At 65.9% G+C, this 15724-nt stretch carries 13 protein-coding genes; 8 read left to right on the top strand and 5 right to left on the bottom strand.

Annotation, left to right across the window (positions count from 1 at the left end; genetic code table 11):
• Positions 1–24 precede the first annotated feature (24 nt).
• Positions 25–693, bottom strand: a complete 669-nt coding sequence (locus tag HMJ39_RS09730; RefSeq protein WP_194297165.1) for a DUF4391 domain-containing protein — start codon at positions 691–693, stop codon at positions 25–27.
• On the bottom strand, positions 690–4061 hold the full coding sequence (locus tag HMJ39_RS09725; RefSeq protein WP_194297164.1) for a helicase-related protein: 3372 nt from the start codon (positions 4059–4061) through the stop codon (positions 690–692). The genes HMJ39_RS09730 and HMJ39_RS09725 overlap by 4 nt, the downstream gene beginning before the upstream one ends.
• A 446-nt stretch (positions 4062–4507) precedes the next feature.
• Between HMJ39_RS09725 and HMJ39_RS09720 the strand changes: the two genes are divergently transcribed.
• The 8 genes from HMJ39_RS09720 (at position 4508) to HMJ39_RS09685 (ending at position 12569) form a co-directional block, all read left to right on the top strand.
• A complete protein-coding gene (locus HMJ39_RS09720; protein ID WP_194297163.1) occupies positions 4508–5341 on the top strand; it encodes a sulfite exporter TauE/SafE family protein in 834 nt (277 codons plus the stop codon).
• 9 nt (positions 5342–5350) lie between these two features.
• The gene (locus HMJ39_RS09715) at positions 5351–6943 is read left to right on the top strand and encodes a gamma-glutamyltransferase family protein (RefSeq protein ID WP_194297162.1); all 1593 of its coding nucleotides are present in this window, start codon (positions 5351–5353) and stop codon (positions 6941–6943) included.
• A 499-nt stretch (positions 6944–7442) separates the two neighbouring features.
• Positions 7443–8459 carry a TRAP transporter substrate-binding protein gene (locus HMJ39_RS09710; protein WP_194297161.1) on the top strand — a complete coding sequence of 339 codons (1017 nt, stop codon included), beginning with the start codon at positions 7443–7445 and terminating at the stop codon, positions 8457–8459.
• Between the two features lie 22 nt (positions 8460–8481).
• Complete coding sequence (locus tag HMJ39_RS09705; RefSeq protein ID WP_194297160.1) at positions 8482–8988, top strand: TRAP transporter small permease; 507 nt, start codon at positions 8482–8484, stop codon at positions 8986–8988.
• A 4-nt stretch (positions 8989–8992) separates the two neighbouring features.
• Positions 8993–10276 carry a TRAP transporter large permease gene (locus HMJ39_RS09700; RefSeq protein WP_161384189.1) on the top strand — a complete coding sequence of 428 codons (1284 nt, stop codon included), beginning with the start codon at positions 8993–8995 and terminating at the stop codon, positions 10274–10276.
• A gap of 18 nt (positions 10277–10294) precedes the next feature.
• On the top strand, positions 10295–11455 hold the full coding sequence (locus HMJ39_RS09695; protein ID WP_194297159.1) for an amidase: 1161 nt from the start codon (positions 10295–10297) through the stop codon (positions 11453–11455).
• Positions 11455–11841, top strand: coding sequence for an oxalurate catabolism protein HpxZ (gene hpxZ / locus HMJ39_RS09690; RefSeq protein WP_161384191.1), 387 nt, complete (start codon positions 11455–11457; stop codon positions 11839–11841). Before HMJ39_RS09695 ends, hpxZ begins: the two co-directional genes overlap by 1 nt.
• A 5-nt stretch (positions 11842–11846) precedes the next feature.
• Positions 11847–12569 (top strand): GntR family transcriptional regulator, encoded by a 723-nt coding sequence (locus tag HMJ39_RS09685; protein ID WP_194297158.1) that lies wholly within the window; start codon positions 11847–11849, stop codon positions 12567–12569.
• On the opposite strand, the gene HMJ39_RS09680 is transcribed toward HMJ39_RS09685, so the two are convergent.
• Genes HMJ39_RS09680 through HMJ39_RS09670 form a run of 3 tightly spaced genes read right to left on the bottom strand, consistent with a single transcriptional unit; the run spans position 12539 to position 15724 of the window.
• Entirely contained in the window at positions 12539–13534 is a 996-nt protein-coding gene (locus tag HMJ39_RS09680; RefSeq protein ID WP_194297157.1) for an ABC transporter substrate-binding protein, read from the bottom strand. The genes HMJ39_RS09685 and HMJ39_RS09680 overlap by 31 nt on opposite strands.
• Positions 13535–13556: 22 nt before the next feature.
• Positions 13557–14363 carry a creatininase family protein gene (locus HMJ39_RS09675; RefSeq protein ID WP_161384194.1) on the bottom strand — a complete coding sequence of 269 codons (807 nt, stop codon included), beginning with the start codon at positions 14361–14363 and terminating at the stop codon, positions 13557–13559.
• Positions 14360–15724, bottom strand: coding sequence for an FAD-binding oxidoreductase (locus HMJ39_RS09670; protein ID WP_228462267.1), 1365 nt, complete (start codon positions 15722–15724; stop codon positions 14360–14362). The genes HMJ39_RS09675 and HMJ39_RS09670 overlap by 4 nt, the downstream gene beginning before the upstream one ends.

Below are 15724 nucleotides of genomic sequence, written 5' to 3'. Positions count from 1 at the left end.
GTCTCCGGACCTCTGCGGTCGTGATCAAGTGTCATAATCGGCAATTTTCTCGCGGATCGAGCGCAGCTCGGCGTTGATCGCGACCTTGCGGTTGAACTGTTTCTCGTTGCGCAGGCGCTTCTCGAGCTTGTCGGCATCCTTCTTGAGGGATTCCAGGGCCTTCAAGCGCTCCAGCTGATCCGGCAGGGCCTCGCCCCGGCGGGCCGGTGTGGAAAGCAAGCTGCGCAGCAGCTGCTGGTAGAGCTGTTTCAGGTCGATGGCCGTGGGCAGCGGCTGTCGGGGCGTGTCGGCGGGCAGCCAGTCGCTGCTGGCGTAGTGGTCATCCAGCACCCATTGGCTGGGGTCGGTCTGGCTGGGCCGCTTGTAGGTGGCGGTGACACGGATGCCGTAGGTGCCGTGTAGCTCAAACAGGATCGGGAAGGGAATGGCGCGGTCGATGGCCCGCAGCACGTCTCGGTGCAGATCCTCGCCCTTGAGGGTGATCACGAAGACCTGCAGCTCAGGCACCTCTTGGGTACCTGTCAGGTTGATCGTGCCATGGGCCAGCTTGGCATGCCAAGTGATCTGAGCGACCTCATCCCGCAGGCGCTCCCTGAGCTTGGCAGTGGCCCGCACATGCGCCAGGATGCGCTGCTTGGCCACCACACGCCCGAGCAGCGTCGTGGTAGGGTACTGGTAGAGCGGTGCCGTCATCCTTCTTTCTCGCTTTCCCCGCTGGCCGCATGACGCTCCGTGCCGGTACCTGTGTCTATGGCCGAGTCTGCCTCACGAATGACGATGAAGGTAATCAGCTCGAAGTCGTCGAGCCCTTCAATGATATCGACCAGTGCCGTGGTCTCGCCACCGCTGAACAGGCTGTCGATGTCCCTGTCCTCCTTCACCTCGATCATCGAGCGGATGGCCTGATCCAGTAGCGCCGAATAGGCGTGCATCTCTCGGCCGTCGCGGGTTTCCTCGTTGAAGGCACGATAGACGGCTTCGACGGGGTCACTCAGCCCCTTGCAGGCGGTACGGGCCAGGTCCAGCAGGCGCTTGACCTCGGTGTAGTCGCTGATCACCTCGCCGGTGTGGCTGATGTAGACCAGGTAGAAGGGGTGCAGGCGGTTCTGCTGCTGCAGGCCGCTACCCTGGCGACCGACCCGCTGATTGAGATTGCGCAACGTGAAGATGACCCCGGGCTGCAGACCCTTCTCAGGGCGGGCCGGTACCACGGTATGCAGGCCATTCGGGACACGGCTCAGGTCGCCGTTATCCTTCATGTAGCCCAGCAGGTCCATACGGAATTCATTTAGGCCCAGGTCGGTGATCGACACGCCGGACTTGAGGTCTTCCATCTCCACCACTTCATCCTGCAGGCGGCGCAGCTGCTCGCGCCGGTAGGCGACGTCGTTGGACTGGGCATTGAGCACGTTGTCGTCGCCGGTGGCGGTGACGTCGGCGATCACCATGCGGTTCTCGACGCGTTCCTTGAGATTGATGTACTCGTCCAGGCTGATGTCCGGCCAGTAGTTGACCAGCTGGATGCTGGCGTTGGGCGAGCCGATGCGGTCGATACGCCCGAAACGCTGGATGATGCGCACCGGGTTCCAGTGGATGTCGTAGTTGATCAGGGTGTCGCAGTCCTGCAGGTTCTGGCCTTCCGAGATGCAGTCGGTCCCGATCAGGATGTCCAGCTCGCGGGGTTCATCGGGGTACACCATGGCCTTGCTCTTGGCCTGCGGGGCGAACAGCGTCAACAGGCCCTGGAAGTCGTAGTGCTGGCGGCTGTTGGGCATGGCGCCGAGGGTGGATTTCGGGGCGTCGCTTCCGGTAACCAGGCCGGTGTGCACGCCCTGGCTCTCCAGCAGCTTTGGTGCCAGGTTGTCGTAGAGGTACTTGGCGGTATCCGCGAAGGCGGTGAAGATCAGCACCTTGCGGTTGCCGGGGTTGATCGGCGAGGCCAGCTTGCCGGCGATCTGGGTCTTGAGGTGCTGCAACTTGGCATCGTCGGCCGGGGAGACCTTGGCCATTTCCTCCAGCAGCAGCTCGATCCACACCAGGTCGGTGCTCAGGTCATGCTCCCAGGACGGCAGGTCCATGTCCGCCAGGCTGATCTGGACCTTCTTGCCCACCGTGGCATCGCCCGGCATGGGGATGCTGTCGTCGTCGGGTCCGGAATCCTCGAAGGACGCGGCGATGTCCGCGAAGCTCTCGGCGCGCCCGGTCCGCTTGAAGGCCGCGATCTTGTCCAGGATGGTCCGATAGCTATCCTGCAGCCCCTCCAGGGTCAGGCGAAACGCCGCCACTGAGCTTTCCAGACGCTTGAGCAGGTTGGTCGTCATCAAAGCCTGCAGGCTCCTCTCCCGGTCCACCTGCTTGAAGCTGGACCTCCCGCTGTACACCTCGGTGTCGTACATCGCCTCGTACTTCTTGAGGCGACTGGGCAGGATGTAGCTGATCGGGGCGTAGACCGAGAGCTTGAGCTGGGAGAGCTGCTGGAATATCTCGTTGAAGCCGATCACATCGGTTCGGTGAGTGAGCGGGCAGTGAAACGAGAGTGGCTTGCGGCGCTCAGGAAAGCTGCCGATATCGCGGGTATCGTAGAAGGTTTCGATATGCCGACGTGAGCGGGCGATGGTGACGCTGTCCAGCAGCTCGAAGAAGTCGAAGTCCAGCGCCTGCAGGATGGCGCCCGTGGTGCGCTTCTCGGGCGGGAGCGCCGACCACTCGTTGAAGGTGGCCTGGGCGCGCCGAAAAATGCCTTCGATGTCTTGGGCGCCATTGAGATGGCGGGTCAGGTTCTCGGCCTCGCCCTCGTAGGCCAGCGCCAGCTGGTTCTTCAGGTCGGTGAAGCGATTGTTGACCGGCGTGGCCGAGAGCATCAGCACTTTGGTCTTCACGCCCGCACGGATCACCTGGTTCATCAGCTTCTGGTAGCGGGTCTCGCGGTCCTTGTAGACGTCGTTGTTGCGGAAGTTGTGCGACTCGTCGATCACCACCAGGTCGTAGTTGCCCCAGTTGACGCGATCCAGCGGCATGCCGAAGGATTCGCCGCGGGTGCGCTGCAGGTCGGTATGGCAGAGCACGTCATAGTTCAGGCGGTCCTGGGCCAGCACATTGGTGGTCAGGTTGCGATTGTAGGTCAGCCAGTTGTCGGCGAGCTTCTTGGGGCACAGTACCAGTACGGAGCGGTTGCGCAGCTCGTAGTACTTGATGACCGCCAGAGCAGTGAAGGTCTTCCCGAGCCCTACGCTGTCGGCCAGGATGCAGCCATTGTAGGTCTCCAGCTTATTGATGACCCCGGTGGCCGCGTCGCGCTGGAAGTTGAAGAGCTTCTGCCAGATGACGCTGTCCTGGTAGCCGGTGCGGTCGTTGGGCAGCACGTCCTCGCTGATGTCTTCCAGGAACTCGTGGAAGATATGGTAGAGCATCAGGAAGTAGATTCGCTCCGGCGGGTTCTCTCGGTAGACCGAGGCGATATGCTCGCGCAGCCGGTCGGTGACGTCCTCGAGCTTTTCATCGTCCCGCCACAGCTGGTCGAAGAGGGCCATGAACTGGGAGGTGTGGCCTGGCTCGCTGAAGCGGGTGACGAAGTTGGAGACCGCGTTACCCTGCTGGTAGCCCAGATCCACCGCCGTGAAGCCCTGCAGCGGCATATAGACGGTATCGCCGCCTGAGGCCGCAACGCCGGCAAAGGGCTGCATTGCGGCCTGGCCACGGTTGGAGCGAAAGCGGGCCTTGCGGCGCATCCAGTCGGCACACTCGCGGGCAATAGCCCGCTGGGTCAGCTTGTTCTTGAGCTGAATCTCGAACTCGCTACCGTGGACGCTGCGCTCGCGCTCCGCCTTGGGGATGTGGAACTCACGGTGCTCCTTGCGGAACTTGTCGCTGGCCTGGTCAGGCACGAAGGTGGGTGCAGTGAAGATGAACTCAACCGAGTCCAGCGCCTCGAGCTCATCCTTGAGTGCCTCGTAGGCGTAGATCGAGAAGCAGGAGGCCGCGATCTTGAGCCGGGCACCGGGCTGCAGGGTATCCTTCAGGTCGTCGCCGAGCAGCCGGGCAACATTATCTATAATCTCCATAAATCCGGCTCTCCCCCAATTCCTGAGCCCTCTCTAGCTGTCAGTGGCCCGATCACTCGGCGCTCAGCTTATCTCAATGGCGGGATTGGATGAAGCCAGTCCGGAGCCCGACAAAAACAAACCAAGGTACCGGAATGGCATGTTCAGCCTTCGAGCGCAAAGTAAAGACCGGGCTTTTCCACCTGATCAAACTACTTAGCATGAATAGCCTGCCCCCAAACCACCCACCCGCCCCACAAAACGCACCACAAAGGTGCGCCCTTCCCGTGAACGCTCAAATTTCACCATCCAAATAGCCCCAACCCCTTCACTTTTCTGCCAATTCCCGTGTATACAAGAACGGCACGTAACTTGCTCCATGCCCTGAAACCGCCCAGGCCGGCCACGCTCGATGTCGGGGGAGCGCCGCCCGGGACGGACCACAAAGCAGTTGAAGGAGTCACCCGTTGGAATTCCTGGATCAATACAGCATCGCCTGGCTGGTGGGGCTGGTGGCGGCCCTGCTGGCCACCGGCGTGATCGCGGGCGTCATGGCCGGCCTGCTGGGGGTGGGCGGCGGCATCGTTATCGTGCCGGTGCTCTACCACCTGTTCACCCTGCTGGGCGTGGACGAATCGGTGAAGATGCACGTGGCCGTGGGCACCTCCCTGGCCACCATCATTCCCACCTCGATCATGTCGGCGCGGGCCCACGCGGCCAAGGGCAACCTGGATTTCTCCCTGCTCAAGACCCTGGGCCCGGCCCTGGTGATCGGCGTACTGATCGGCACCTGGATGAGCGGCTACCTTGACGGCACCGCCCTGACCGCGATCTTCGCCGCCGTGGCCCTGCTGGTGGCCGCCAACATGGCGTTCCGCCCCCAGGGCGTGACCCTGGCGGAATCCCTGCCCCCGACCCCGTTCAAGCAGTTGATCGGCACCGTGATCGGCGGTTTCTCCACGCTCATGGGCATCGGCGGCGGCACGCTCACCGTGCCGATCCTGACTCTGTTCAACTATCCGATCCACAAGGCGGTGGGCACCGCCGCCGCCATCGGCCTGTTCATCAGCGTGCCCGGCGCCATCGGCTCTCTGATGCACGGCATGGGCGATCCCGGCCGGCCGCCGTTCACCGTGGGCTACGTGAACCTGATCGGCTTTATCCTGATCGTGCCCATGACCATGCTGATGGCACCGGTGGGCGCACGCCTGGCCCACGCCATCAATGCCACCCGGCTGCGCCAGGCGTTCGCCGTGTTCCTGTTCCTGACATCCCTGCGGATGTTCTACGGCCTGCTCTGAGGATTCGTCATGCTGCACACCAAACGCGCCCTGGGCGGCGTCTTCGTCGCCCCCCATCATCTGGCCGCCCAGGCCGGCCGGGACGTGCTCCGCGAGGGCGGCAACGCCGCCGAGGCGATGATCGCGGCGGCGGCGGCGATCGCCGTGGTCTACCCGCACATGAACGCCATCGGCGGCGACGGCTTCTGGCTGCTCGCCGAGCCGGGCCAGGCGCCGCGCGCCATCGAGGCCTGCGGACCGGCGGCGGCCGCCGCCGACGCGGACTTCTATCGCAACCGGGGCCACGACGTGATTCCGTCCCGGGGCCCCCTGGCGGCGCTTACCGTGGCCGGCACCATCGGCGGCTGGGAACGGGCCCGGGAGATCGCCGGCCAGTGGGGCGGGCGCCTGCCGCTGCCCCGCCTGCTGGAGGACGCCCGTCGCCACGCCCGTGACGGCGTGGCGGTGACCCCCAGCCAGGAAGCGCTGACCCGCGCCAAACTGCCGGAGCTGGCCGACGTGCCCGGCTTCGCCGACGCCTTCCTGCTCGATGGCCAGGTGCCCCGGGAAGGCCAGGTGCTGCACCAACCGGCCCTGGCCGACACCCTGGAACGCCTCGGCGACGCCGGCCTGGACGATTTCTACCGCGGCGAGCTGGCCGCCGCCCTGGCCGGGGATCTGGCCCGTGCCGGCAGCCCGGTGACCGGCGACGACCTGGCCGCCTACCAGGCCCGCGTGGTGGAGCCCCTGTCCACCCGGCTGCGCACCGCCACCCTCTATAACCAGCCGCCCCCCACCCAGGGCATGGCCTCGCTGATGATCCTGGGCCTGTTCGACCGCCTGGGGGTCACCGAAGCGGAAGGCTTCGAGCACATCCACGGCCTGGTGGAAGCCACCAAGCAGGCCTTCCTGGTGCGCGACCGTCACTGCACCGACCCGGCCTACATGGACGTGGACCCGGCGGACTTCCTTACCGACGCCGACCTGGCCCAACGGGCCGCCCGCATCGACCCGGCCACCGCCCTGCCCTGGCCGCAACCGGCGCTGCCCGGCGACACCATCTGGATGGGCTGCATCGACCGCGAGGGCCGCAGCGCCAGCTTTATCCAGAGCATCTACTGGGAGTTCGGCAGCGGCGTGGTGCTGCCCGCCACCGGCGTGCTGTGGCAGAACCGGGGCATCAGCTTCTCCCTGGACGACAACGCGCCCCAGGCCCTGAAACCGGGCCGCAAGCCGTTCCACACCCTGAACCCGGCCATGGCCCGCTTCGACGACGGCCGCACCATGGTGTACGGCACCATGGGCGGCGAAGGCCAGCCGCAAACCCAGGCGGCGGTGTTCAGCCGCTACGGCCTGTTCAACCAGCCCCTGCAGCAGGCGGTGACCGCGCCGCGCTGGCTGCTGGGCCGCACCTGGGGCGAGGAAAGCACCAGCCTGAAGCTGGAGGCGCGCTTCGAAGCGGAGCTGGTCGGGAAACTGCGCGACGCCGGCCATCAGGTGGAGGTGCTGGACCAGGACTTCAGCGACACCATGGGCCACGCCGGCGCCGTGGTGCGCCATCCGGACGGGGTGATCGAGGGCGCCAGCGATCCGCGCAGCGACGGCCTGGTGGCTACCCTCTGACCCGTCCGCAACCGAGCAACCCTCGGCGACGGCACGGTCCCTTCCAGGCCGTGTCGTCCGCCTTCTTTTTTCCTCCTTTCCTCTCTTCTCTCTGATGGCACCCTACGGAGCCGCGCGTGACGCTACCTCGAAGCGTCTCGGTGTGGGCCCCTTTCCGGGACCCTGTTTGACAGGATGTCAAACCGGGAGCCTACAGGGGTGAGGCAAGCGTGTTGCGAAGCACTGCTTCGCGCGCCGCCGAACGCCGCCCATCTGTGATGGGTGGCCGGGCCCGCTTGCGGGGACTCGCGGCGTTCCCGGAAAGGGGCCCACACCGAGACGCGGCCCGGATAGAAGGCCCGGCGCCCCAAACCTGTGTATACATTCGGAGCACAGCGCACCAAGGCGGATCATTTTTGTGGGCAATAAATATTCAAGTCTTTGATTGGAAAGGGCTTTTCCGGTTGGCACAAAGCCTGCTCTGTTCCGGTCGTCCTTATTCGATTGGCAGGAGAGCACCATGTTGAAACGACTGATCCGCCCGCTCGCCGCGGTGACGCTGTGCCTGGGCACCCTGGGCCTCGGCAGCCAGGCCGCCCTGGCCGCCACCGTGGTCAAGCTGCACCACGACCTCACCGAGGACAGCGCCCAGCACGAAGGGGCGCTGCGCTTCAAGAAGCTGGTGGAGGAACGCAGCGACGGCGACATCCAGGTCAAGATCTTCCCCAACAACGCCCTGGGCGACGACGTCCAGGTGGCCCAGCAGATGCAGTTCGGCGCCGTGCAGGCGGCGCCCATTCCCACCGCCAAACTGAGCGGCTTCAACAAGCAGCTGCAGCTGATCGACCTGCCGTTCCTGTTCCCGTCCCGGGACGTGGCCTATCAATTCCTGGACGGCCCGGTGGGCCAGCGCGTACTCGACGGCCTGCGCGACGCCGGCTTCGAGCCGGCCAGCTTCTGGGAGAGCGGCTTCAAGCAGATGACCTGCGACAAGCCGGTGCATGAACCCGCCGACCTGGACGGGGTGAAGTTCCGCGTCATGGAAAGCCCGCTGCTGATCGCTCAGTACAAGGCGGTGGGCGCCAACCCGGTGCCGATCGCCTTCTCGGAAACCTACACCGCCCTGCAGCAGGGCGTGGTGGATTGCCAGGAAAATCCGCTGGTGTCGATCTCGCAGATGAAATTCTACGAAGTGCAGGACTACCTGATGCTGTCCAACCACGGCTATCTGGGCACCGCCTTCATCTTCAGCAAGGTGTGGTTCGACAAGCTCCCCGAGGCGCAACGGACCATCCTGATGGACGCCGCCCGGGAAGCCGGCCAATACCAGCGCGAGCGCTCCATCGCCCGGGAGCAGGGCTACCTGGACGGCATCAAGGACGCCGGCGGCACCGAGGTGGTGGTGCTCACCGACGACCAGAAGCAAGCCTTCCGCGACGCCATGGACCCGGTCTACGAGGAATTCGGCGCCATTCTCGGCGAGGACCTGATGCAGGCCACCCGCCAGGAACTGGATCGTCTTAACGAGGGGCAGTAAACGGCCCCGGGGAGCAACCGTCATGTGGCAACGATTCAGTCGCGGCCTGGCCAGGGTGGAGGCGGCGTCCGTGGGCGCCCTGATCCTGTTCGCCGCCATCATGCTGTGCGTGCAGATCACCGCCCGCGCCCTGTTCAACCATTCGTTCAGCTGGGCCGAGGAAAGCGTTCGCTACGCCATTATCTGGATGGTGTTCCTGTCCTGCGGCCTGGCGTTCCGGCAGGACGCGCACATCAACATCGACGTGCTGCGCCAGTTGCTCCCCGGTCCCGCGCGCAAGGTGCTGGAAGTGATCATCATCCTGGCCTGCGCGGTGCTGGCCGGGCTGCTGGTCTGGTTCGGCGGCGCCATGGTCGCCACCCTGTACCGCTTCGGCCAGGTGTCGCCGGCCATGGAGGCGCCCATGTACCTGTTCTACCTGGCGATTCCGGTGAGCGGCGTGCTCATGCTGATCCGCCTGGGCGAATCCCTGGTGCGGGTGCTGCGTTGCAAACCGGTCGCTCCGGCGGCTCCGGTACTGGCGGGGTAACGGCATGGGCGCGGGATTCTTCGTGATGGTGTCGGGCCTGCTCACCGTGGGCCTGCCAATCTTCGTGGCGCTGCTGCTGGCGGTGTTCATCGGTCTGCATCTGGAAAACGGCACGCCGCTGATGCTGATCATTCAGCGCATGTTCTCCGGCCTGGACAGCTTCCCGCTGATGGCGATTCCGCTGTTCATCCTGGCCGGCAACCTGATGAGCACCGGCGGCCTGTCCCAGCGCATTCTGCGCGTGGCCATGCTGCTGGTGGGGCCGATGCGCGGCGGGCTGGCCATGACCACGGTGACCGGCTCCATGTTCTTCGGCGCCATCTCCGGCTCCAGCCCGGCCACGGTGGTGTCCATCGGCCGCATGATGCTGCCCACCATGACCGAGCAGGGCTACGACAAGAAGTTCACCCTGGGCCTGCTGATGGCCACCGGGGCGCTGGGCATCATCATCCCGCCGAGCATCTTCATGATCGTCTACGGCGCCGTGGCCGGGGTGTCCATCGGCGCCCTGTTCATGGCCGGCATCGGCGCCGGCCTGGTGTACGGCGCGGTGTTCTTCGGCTACTGCTTCTACCGGGCCCACCGGGATGGCCTGGAACCCAAGCCCTGGCCGGGCCTGGAGGAACTGCTCACCGCCGTGGGCGAAGCGTCCTGGGGGCTGGCGATTCCGGTGCTGATCCTGGGCGGCATCTACGGCGGCATTTTCACGCCCACCGAGGCCGCCGCCGTGGCGGTGGCCTACGCCGCCTTCGTCGGCCTGTTCGTGTACCAGGAGCTGGACCTGCCCGGGCTGTGGAAAGTCTGCGTGGACAGCGCCGTGGTCACCGCCCAGGTGATGATCATCATCTCGGCGGCGGCGGCGTTCTCCTGGTATCTGACCTCCAGCGGCATCACCGAGAGCATCGCCGGCGGCCTGCTGGCGCTCAGCGACAACCCCTGGACCCTGCTGCTGATGATCAATCTGGTGGTGCTGGTGGCGGGCATGTTCCTGGACCCCAACTCCATCGTCATCATCCTGGTACCGTTGATCGTCAACGTGGCCCGGGCGGTGGGCATCGACCTGGTGCACCTGGGAGTAATCCTGTGCGTGAACTGCGCCATCGGCATGTTCACGCCACCGTTCGGCATGAATCTGTTCGTGGCCAGCGGCCTGGGCAACGTGCGCTACGCGGAGGCGGTGCGCGGCGCCCTGCCCCTGGTGTGGCTGGCGCTGCTGGCCCTGGTGATCGTCAATGTGTTCCCGGAAATCAGCCTGTGGCTGCCGCGCAGCGTGATGTCGGGCCTTTGAATCTGTTTGGAGACACGAGTGAAACTGGACAACGGCTTTCTGGACTTCGACCCGGTCCACCTCGCCCCCACCGGCCACGGCCCCCTGGACGGGCTGCGCTTCGCCGCCAAGGACGTTTACGACATCGCCGGCACCATCACCGGCATCGGCCACCCGCTGTACCGGGACACCCATGCTCCCGCCGAGCACACCTCGCCGGTGATCACGGCGCTGCTGGCCGCCGGCGCGGAGCTGGTGGGCAAGACCCACACCGATGAGCTCACCTACAGCCTGGCCGGACAGAACGTGCACTACGGCACGCCCCCCAACCCGGCGGTGCCGGACGGCATCCCCGGCGGTTCCTCCAGCGGCTCCGCGTCGGTGGTGGCGGCCGGGCTGGTGGACTTCGCCCTGGGCAGCGACACCGGCGGTTCGGTGCGGGTACCGGCCAGCTATTGCGGCATTTACGGCCTGCGCCCCACCCACGGCCTGGTGGACGACCGCCACAGCGCCCATCTGGCGAAGAGCTTCGACACCCTGGGCTGGTTCGCCCGCGACGCCGCCACCCTGCTGGCGGTGGGACAACGGCTGCTGCCCACCTACCACGGGCCGGCGCCGCACCGGCTGCGGCCGCTGAGCGAGGCCCTGGCCATGGCCGGCGACGACCTCGCCGGCCAGCTCCACGAACTGATCGCCGACGGCTTCGCCGGGCTGAGCGCCGGCGAGCCGGTTTCCCTGGGGCCGCTGCAGGCGTTCTTCGACGCCTTCCGTCCGGCCCAAGCATTCGAGGCCTGGCAGTATTTCGGCGACTGGATCACCGAACACCGGCCCTCCTTCGGCCCCGGTATCCGGGAGCGCTTCGCTGCGGCGTCCGCCATCACCCCGGCCCAGGCCGCCGAAGCCCGCGCCGCCTGCGACGCCTTGCGCCGCAAGGTCCGTGAGCAGGTCGCCGACGGCACCGTGCTGTGTCTGCCCACCGCGCCCACTTCGGCGATTCCCCTGGACGCCAGCGACGCGGCGGTGGACGAGGTGCGCCTGCGCACCCTGTGCATGACCGCGGTGGCCGGCACCGCCGGCCTGCCGCAACTGTCCCTGCCCCTGCTGCATGACGAACGGGGCCCGGTGGGCCTGTCGCTGATCGGCCCGCCGGGCAGCGACCTGGCCCTTCTGCAACTGGCGGCCCGACGGGAGAACGGCTAATGTCCCAGGCACTGGATATCCCCGAGGTGATCGAGGAAGTGGAAGCGGTTTTCCAGGAATACGAAAAAGCCCTGGTAAATAACGACGTGGCGGTGCTGGATCGGTTATTCTGGGAGGATGCCCGGGTGGTGCGCTACGGCGCCGGGGAGAACCTGTACGGCTACGACCAGATCCAGGCGTTTCGCGCCGGCCGCCCCGGCGGTAATTTGGCCCGCACCCTGCATAACACCCGTATCACCACCCACGGCCACGACCTGGCCACGGTCTGGACCGAGTTCCGCCGGCCGGGCAATCCGCGCATCGGGCGTCAAAGCCAGGTGTGGGCACGACGGCCGGAGGGATGGCGCGTCGTCGCCGCCCATGTATCGTTCATGGACGAGGGTTAATAACAATGAGCGAGCAGTTTTCCGTGCAAGTCCCCATGGACTCCGATCGCCCGCTGGCGGAACAGATCCGTCGCGTTCTCTCCGATGAAATCCTCAGCGGCACCCTGCCGCCGGGCACCCGCCTGGATGAAATCGCCCTCGCCAATCGCTTCGACGTGTCACGCACGCCAGTGCGCGAGGCACTGCGGGAAATGGCCTCCGCCGGCCTGGTGGAACACCAGCACCGGCGCGGCGTGTTCGTGATCGAGATTCCCGACCAGCGCCTCGCCGACATGTTCGAATACGCCGCGGAAATGGAGGCGGTGTGCGCGCGCATGGCGGCGATCAAGATGAGCCGGGCGGAGCGGGAAGAGCTGCTCGCCGTGCACCTGGACAGCCACGTGCACGTGGTCAACGAGGACATGGACGCCTACGACGCCGCCAATCTGCGCTTCCATGAGCGCCTGTTCCGCGGCTGCCACAATAGCTATCTGTTCGAGGCGGCCATGGCCGCCCGTTCCCGGGTGCTGGCCTACCGGCGGGTGCAGTTCACCGTGGGCGACCGGCTGTCCAATTCCTTCGCCGAGCACAGCGCCATCGTCATGGCCATCGTGCGCGGCGAAAGCGAGCACGCGGCGGAACAAATCCGCGACCACGTGCTCAGCGCCCACCGTACTTCCAAGGATCTCCTGGAGCGCCGCGCGCCCCGGGACGGCGATCAGGAGTCGCCGGACTTCCAGGTTTCCTGAATGAAACGCAGGTCGTAGGCCTTCCGGTAATCCAGCCCTTCGGGCAGGGTGCCGGCCTCAACCATGTCCTGGTAGAACGCCTGCCAGCGGTCATCGGTCATCATGCCGTAGGCGCCATCCTCGGCGGCGTCCGAAAGCAGAATCCCCTGCTCCTTCATTTCCCGGATTGAATAGGCGATCAGATCGTCCTGCATTTCCGGGTTGTCCTGCTTGATCAGTTCGTTGGCCGGCGCCGGGTTCTCGAAGTAGGCGGCCCAGCCTTCGGCGGTGGCGTCCACCATGGCCTGCACCACCTCCGGCTGCTCATCGATCATGTTCCGGGTCGTCACCAGGGTGGCGGAATAGGCGCCCCAACCGGCGTCCGCCAGCAGCAGGCTCTTGGCGTCCACGTCTTCCTTGGCCAGGAAATAACCGTCGTTGGTGATGTAGCCCTGCTGGGCGATGGAGGGGTCGGCGATGAACGGGCCAATGGTGTAATCATAGGGCCGCAGCTGGTCGTCGGTGAAACCGTACTCCGCCTTCAGCCAGGGCCAGTAGGCCACGCGGCCGGCGGTGGGAATACGGATGCCGGCGCCCTTGAGATCGGCGATCTCGTCGTAGCCCTGTCCTTCGTGAACCATCAGCGACTGCGGGTCCTTCTGGAAGAAGGCCGCCACGGTGACCAGCGGCAGCCCCTGCTGGACCGCGTTCAGGGCCTGCAGGCTGTAGCTCATGCTGAAATCCGTGGCGCCGCCCAGCAGCAGCTGCATGTTGTTCACCTGGGGGCCGCCCATCTTGATGGTCACGTCGAGGCCGTGTTGCTCGTAGAGCCCCATGGCCTTGGCCGCGTACAGCCCCCCGTGTTCCGCCTGGGCGTACCAGGTGGTGCTCACTGTCACCGGCGTCAGGTCGTCGGCCTCGGCCGACAGGGCGCCGCCGAGCAGGGCGCCGGCCAGGGCCACGCGCGTCAGAGTCCAGAGTTTCATCGCTACCTCCACGAGTGCATCGTTATGGGTTGCCGGGCATCCGGAAATGGTGAATCTCGGTGAACGCTTGCACCCAGCCATCGATCAGGGAATCGAGCATTCTGCGTCCTTCATCCGGGCAGGAGCCGGCCGGGTCGCCCACCACGCCGCTTTTGCTCAGGTCGTGGGTCAGCCAGGCATAACGGAAGCGTCCCTCCGGGGTGAGCAGGCCCTGATGGGGCGGCGGGTACTCGCCCACCGCCTTGTCGGCGTGCACGTAATCCCCGGCCAGCGCCATCATCAGGCTGGTCTCGGAGCGGCCGGCATGGATGCCTTCTTCCAGCTCCTTGGTGGAGAGATACTCACTGGCGCAGTTCGGCACCGCCCAGGAAAACACCGGGAAAAGACAAAAATCCTGGTACTCGGCGCGCAGGTCCCGGGCGATGATTTCCACCACCTGGGGCTGGCCGCCGTGGCCGTTGAGCAGCACCAGCTTGCGAAAGCCCATGCGGTACACGCTTTCACCGATGTCCCAGAGAATCCGCATCAGGGTCTCGGCCTTGAGGATCACGGTGCCGGAGAAATTGATGTGCTCGTTGGACTTGCCGCACCACACCGGCGGCAACGCGAACGCCGGCACCGAGTCCGGCAGCGCCGCCAGGGCACGGCCGGTGAGTTCGCTGGCGATGGCGGTATCGGTGCACACCGGCAGGTGCGGGCCGTGCTGCTCGATGGCACCGATGGGCAGCACGATCACGGTGTTTTCCTTGTCCGGCAGGGCCTCGATGGCCGGCGCGGTGAAATACGGCAGAAAACGGGACGGCGGCACGGCGCCGTGGAGCTGGGTCATGCCGCGGCCTCCTCGTCCCAGGTGCGCATCTTGCCCGGGTTGAGCAGACCCTGGGGATCCAGGCGGCGCTTCATGGCCAGCTGGCCCGGGTCGACGCTGAGCTTGCCGCCGTCTTCCAGGATGTAGGTGTGCGGGTTGCTGATGTGCACGTTCTGGTCGCGGTGGTACTGGATGATCTCGTTGAGCCGCTCCTCGGTGGTGTAACGCACCACCTGGATGCCGCTGCAGGTCACCGCGCCGTCGGCGCGCAGGAATTCCAGATGCATCATCACCTCCTCGCCGAAGTGCTCGTGCATCTGCTCCACCCGCTCCACGTTCTCCCAGGGCCGGAAGCCGCTTTGCAGGTAGGTGATGTCCTTGTGCTTGCGGAAGATGTGCAGGGTGGTGTGGTTCCAGCTGTGCTCGATCATGCTCTTGGTGGTGCCGAACACCTCGGCGTGGGGTTGCTCCTCCACCAGGGCGCCGCCGAATTTCTCGCGCAGTTCATGGAGCGCGTCCAGCCCGGGCCGGTTGACGATCGCCACCACCGCGGTGTGTCCAGCGGGGATCTTGCCCTCCAGACCGCACATTTGCGGCAGCGGGTCCGCCAGCAGGGTCAGCAGTTTCTTCATGGTGCCGCAGGTGCTGCCCAGGGCCTGGCAGAAATTCACCGCCGACATGAACGCCGGGAAGCTGAGCATCACTTCCTGCCAGTCCAGTGCCGGCGCCAGGGCGAATTCCAGTTCGGTGATCAGGCCGTTGACGCCATAGGCGTGGTACAGGTCGCGGGCTTCCGCGCCGCGCAGTTCGATGGCCTGCGGCTGCTCGGCCATGCTCAGGGCGCGCACGCCAAGCACGTTGCCCGGGTCGCCGATGGAGCCGTAGGTGATCGAGCCGACGCCGCCGAAACCACCGCAGTAAAAGCCGCCGGCGGTGGCCAGCCGGTAGGTGGAGGGCATCAGCCGCAGCTCCCAGCCTTTCTCCCGGGCCGCCTTGTCGATGTCCACCAGCCGCGCGCCGGCCTGGACCCGGGCCACGCCGTTCTCGATCCAGAGAATCTCGTTCAGGCCGCTCATGTCCATCAGCACGCCGCCCTTGAGCGGCGTGCTCTGGCCATAGTTGCCGGTGCCGCTGCCGCGCAGGGTGAGCGGAATGCCATGCCTGGAGCAGGCCGCCGCCACCCGTTTCACTTCTTCCTCGCTGGCGGGCTTGGCTACCAGCTCGGCCTGCTTGCCGCGCAGCTGCTCCACGAGCACCGGGCTGAACCAGGCGAAGTCCTTGGAATAACGCTGCAGGGCGCGGTCTTCCATGCTCAGCTCGATGCCGTCCAGGTCGGCGCACAGCTGTTTGAGGGTGTCGTTGTCGGTCATCGTGGTCTCCAT

The organism is Alloalcanivorax profundimaris (genome assembly GCF_015265435.1).
Lineage (GTDB): Bacteria > Pseudomonadota > Gammaproteobacteria > Pseudomonadales > Alcanivoracaceae > Alloalcanivorax > Alloalcanivorax profundimaris.
Note: the sequence above shows the minus strand (reverse complement) of the source record. Positions and strands in the feature narration are given on the sequence as shown.